At 45.9% G+C, this 4478-nt stretch carries 3 protein-coding genes and 1 other annotated feature; all 3 genes read left to right on the top strand.

Annotated elements, in window-relative coordinates; genetic code table 11:
• The first annotated feature begins 51 nt into the window (after nucleotides 1-51).
• Nucleotides 52-287 (top strand) — a binding site (T-box leader).
• Between the two features lie 45 nt (nucleotides 288-332).
• The 3 genes from pheS to V7Z64_RS11175 all read left to right on the top strand — a co-directional run bounded on the left by pheS (nucleotide 333) and on the right by V7Z64_RS11175 (nucleotide 4442).
• Nucleotides 333-1367: a phenylalanine--tRNA ligase subunit alpha gene (gene pheS, locus V7Z64_RS11185; protein WP_297989471.1), complete on the top strand. Its 1035-nt coding sequence runs from the start codon at nucleotides 333-335 to the stop codon at nucleotides 1365-1367.
• 15 nt (nucleotides 1368-1382) lie between these two features.
• Nucleotides 1383-3797 carry a phenylalanine--tRNA ligase subunit beta gene (gene pheT / locus V7Z64_RS11180; protein WP_297989469.1) on the top strand — a complete coding sequence of 805 codons (2415 nt, stop codon included), beginning with the start codon at nucleotides 1383-1385 and terminating at the stop codon, nucleotides 3795-3797.
• Between the two features lie 210 nt (nucleotides 3798-4007).
• The gene (locus tag V7Z64_RS11175) at nucleotides 4008-4442 is read left to right on the top strand and encodes a hypothetical protein (protein WP_297989467.1); all 435 of its coding nucleotides are present in this window, start codon (nucleotides 4008-4010) and stop codon (nucleotides 4440-4442) included.
• Nucleotides 4443-4478 lie beyond the last annotated feature (36 nt).

Raw genomic sequence — 4478 nt, 5'->3', positions numbered from 1 at the left:
CCTTGCACCGCATTGTACATTTGCTTATAATAAATGAAGAATTTCATCATATAAAAAACGATGATCGAGAAGAGTAGCTTGCCGATCGCCATTCAGGGAGAAAACGCCATAGACTGCGAGCGTTTTTATGGCTCAAGCAAGTGAATTCACCTCGGGAGTTGGCGCTTGGACCATTTTGCGCGTGCAAAATGTAAAGGCGTTCCGGTGTAGACCGTTATCACAATGAAGTGAGCTATGTTGATCGCATAGCTAACAAGGGTGGTACCGCGAGTGCACTCGTCCCTTATATTAGGGGCGAGTTTTTTTATTATATCGATCAGAGGAGGGTTTTTATGAAGGAGCGGTTACAACAGCTTCAACAAGAAGCACTTGAAAAAATTGAACAAGCAAACGATTTAAAAGCGCTCAATGACGTGCGCGTCGCATATCTCGGCAAAAAAGGCCCAATTACAGAAGTGTTGCGCGGCATGGGGGCGCTGTCGCCTGAAGAGCGTCCAGTTATGGGGGCGCTTGTGAACGAAGTGCGTGAAGTGATTCAAACAGCGCTTGAAGCAAAGCAAGCAACGCTTGAACAAGCAGAAGTTGAGAAAAAACTAGCGTCTGAAGCGATCGATGTGACGCTTCCTGGGCGTCCGGTGAAACGTGGCAATCATCATCCGTTAACGCGCGTCGTTGAAGAAATTGAAGATTTATTTATCGGCATGGGCTATACGATTGCTGAAGGACCGGAAGTCGAAAAAGACTATTACAACTTTGAAGCGCTCAATTTGCCAAAAGGTCATCCAGCGCGCGATATGCAAGATTCATTTTATATTACAGAGGAAATTTTATTGCGTACACATACGTCTCCGGTGCAAGCGCGCACAATGGAAAAACATAAAGGACGCGGTCCAGTAAAAATCATTTGCCCGGGAAAAGTATATCGTCGCGACAACGACGATGCGACGCATTCCCATCAATTTACACAAATTGAAGGGCTTGTTGTGGACGAAAACATTCGCATGAGCGACTTAAAAGGAACGTTGCGCGAATTTGCGCGCAAAATGTTTGGAGAAGATCGCGACATTCGCTTCCGTCCAAGTTTTTTCCCATTTACAGAGCCGTCTGTTGAAGTGGACGTATCATGTGCCAATTGCGGTGGACACGGTTGCAGCGTATGTAAAGGAACAGGCTGGATCGAAATTTTAGGCGCTGGAATGGTTCATCCGAACGTGCTTGAAATGGCAGGATTCGATTCGAAAAAATATACAGGCTTTGCGTTCGGTATGGGTCCAGAGCGCATTGCAATGTTAAAATACGGCATTGATGATATTCGTCATTTTTATCAAAACGATATTCGGTTTTTACAACAATTTCGTCGGGTGTAAAAGGAGGGGTTGGCGATGTTCGTTTCATATCGATGGTTACAACAATATGTCGATTTAACAGGAATTACAGCAAACCAACTAGCAGATCGTATCACAAAAGCAGGCATTGAAGTGGAAAGCGTCGAGGTGCGCAATAAAGGAATACAAGGTGTCGTCATCGGGCATGTGCTCGAGCGAGAACAACATCCGAACGCTGATAAATTAAGCAAATGTTTAGTCGATATTGGCGAAGAGAATCCGGTGCAAATCATTTGCGGGGCGCCGAACGTGGCAAAAGGACAAAAGGTTGCCGTTGCTAAAGTGGGTGCGGTATTGCCTGGCAACTTTAAAATTAAACGGGCGAAACTGCGCGGTGAAGAATCAAACGGTATGATTTGTTCACTGCAAGAACTTGGCGTCGAGTCGAAAATCGTTCCGAAAGAATATGCCGATGGTATTTTCGTTTTCCCAAACGATGCGCCGGTCGGAGCTGATGCGCTAGAACTACTTTACTTGGATGATGAAGTGTTGGAGCTTAGTTTAACACCAAACCGTGCTGATTGTTTAAGCATGATCGGCGTCGCTTATGAAGTGGCAGCGATTTTAGGGCGGAGCGTGAAGCTTCCGGCCATTGAGTTGAAAGAAAACGACGAAAACGTTCATGACTACATTTCTGTACGGGTCGATGCACAAGAAGATAATCCGTTATATGCGGGACGCATTGTGAAAAACGTGAAAATCGGTCCATCCCCTCTTTGGATGCAAGCGCGTTTAATGGCAGCTGGCATTCGTCCACACAATAACGTTGTTGATATTACGAACTACATTTTGCTTGAATATGGTCAACCGCTTCATGCGTTTGACTATGATCGCCTCGGTTCGAAAGAAATTGTCGTTCGCCGTGCGAAAAACGGTGAAACGATCGTGACGCTTGATGATGTAGAGCGCACGCTTACAGAAAACCATCTCGTCATTACAAACGGGAAAGAGCCTGTCGCTTTAGCTGGTGTGATGGGCGGTGCGAACTCGGAAGTAAAAAATGACACAACGACCGTGTTTATTGAGTCCGCGTATTTCGCAAGTTCGGTTGTTCGCCAAGCGGTCAAAGATCACGGATTGCGCAGTGAGTCGAGCACACGTTTTGAAAAAGGAATCGATCCAGCGCGGACAAAAGAAGCGCTTGACCGAGCCGCTGCTTTAATGGCGGAATATGCTGGCGGAGAAGTCGTTGGCGGCGTTGTGGAAGTGAACACACTGCAACGAAAAGATGTTGTTGTCGCGATTACATTAGACCGTATCAATAACGTGCTTGGCACAACGATTACGAAAGAAGAAGTGGCAGGCATTTTAACGAACTTGCAATTTACATTTACGGAACATGACGGCACGTTTACGATTACTATTCCGTCACGTCGTGCAGATATTACAATTGAAGAAGACATCATCGAAGAAGTGGCGCGTTTATATGGATACGACCATTTGCCAGCGACATTGCCGATCGGGGAGGCAAAGCCAGGGAAACTCACACCATATCAAGCAAAGCGTCGCCACGTGCGCCGTTATTTAGAAGATGCGGGCTTGTTCCAAGCGATTACGTACTCGCTCACAAACGAAGCAAAAGCAATGATGTTTGCGCTTGAAACGGCGGAACCGATTCGTCTTGCTCTTCCAATGAGCGAAGAACGAAGCGTCTTACGGCAAAGCTTAGTGCCGCACTTGCTAGAAGCGGCAAGCTACAACCGTGCCCGCCAAGTCGAAAACGTAGCGCTATACGAAATTGGATCGGTATACTTAGCTAACGGCGAACATGAACTGCCAAACGAAAAAGAGCGGTTAGCCGGCGTCTTGACAGGAGTATGGCATGCGCATTTATGGCAAGGAGAGAAAAAAGCAGTTGACTTCTACGTTGCAAAAGGCATTTTAGATGGTTTATTTGCCTTGCTAGGATTAGAGAACCGTATCGAATATAAGCAGGCGAAGCGCGAGCATCTTCATCCAGGGCGTACAGCAGAAATTTTATTAGATCATAAGACAATCGGCTTTATTGGTCAGCTTCATCCGAACGTGCAAAAGCAATTTGATTTGAAAGAAACATATGTATTTGAGCTAGATCTTGAAGCGTTATTAAAAGCGGAAGTAGCCGACATTCGCTATACGGCGATTCCACGCTTCCCGTCCATTACGCGCGACATCGCTCTTGTCGTCGATGAACATGTCGTCGCGGGTGAGTTGCAAAAAACGATTATTGAAGTGGGCGGTGAACTGTTGAAAGACGTATCGATTTTCGACGTTTACAAAGGAGACCGACTTCCAGAAGGCAAAAAATCGATCGCCTTCGCGCTCCGTTACTACGACCCATCGCGGACATTGACGGACGAAGAAGTAACAAACGTTCACGAACAAGTCATCAAAGCGGTCGAACAACAATTCGGCGCCACATTGCGCGGGTAAAACGAAACCCCTATCTGATGCACGGGCATTGGATGGGGGTTTTTATGTCCTTGGCGGATCGGTGGGGGCGTTTTTTTGTCTAGTCCGCCAAAATTGGCGGGCGCACCGTCAAAAATGGCGGGGTTCGACAGCAAGTTGGCGGTGAAGTAGGGAGGAAATTGAGGTATAATGAGGTTGAATAGGAAAAATATCGGTGAGGAAGGTACTGTTATGAAAAGGAAAATAACTAGGCTAGGAGTTATGTGTCTAACATTAGTAGCATTATTATCGCCAGAGATTGGACAAGCACGTGACACAGACTATACTACTGGGGCTGATTTTTCTTGGTCACCTTATATTTGGTCATTGGGTGCCTATCGTTCTTCCAGTGATTCTTCCCAAGTAGTAGGTTATCTCAATAATGTAAAATTTGACAGCGAGGCGGTAGCAATTCATAAAAGACAACTGTTTTCGGGAGTTAAATCGATCTCCTCAAAAGCGTCTGGCAGTGGGACGTGGACACAGACAGGATATAATGCGGAATTAATTGATGGTGGTCGCACATACGTCATTACGGTCTCCGGGAAATATTCCTATCATGGTGCAACATATACGATTTCAACAAGTATAGAATTTTATTGTAATGCTACCCGTGGTGCTAGATAAAATCGAGTAAGCATAAAAATAGCCCTTGCTTGTGGA

Source organism: Anoxybacillus sp. (assembly GCF_036834105.1).
In the GTDB taxonomy this organism is placed as follows: Bacteria; Bacillota; Bacilli; order Bacillales; family Anoxybacillaceae; genus Anoxybacillus.
Note: the sequence above shows the minus strand (reverse complement) of the source record. Positions and strands in the feature narration are given on the sequence as shown.

Coding starts and splice junctions, on each gene's coding strand:
- pheS (WP_297989471.1), top strand. CDS start 333: ATGAAGGAGCGGTTACAACAGCTTCAACAAGAAGCACTTGAAAAAATT.
- V7Z64_RS11175 (WP_297989467.1), top strand. CDS start 4,008: ATGAAAAGGAAAATAACTAGGCTAGGAGTTATGTGTCTAACATTAGTA.
- pheT (WP_297989469.1), top strand. CDS start 1,383: ATGTTCGTTTCATATCGATGGTTACAACAATATGTCGATTTAACAGGA.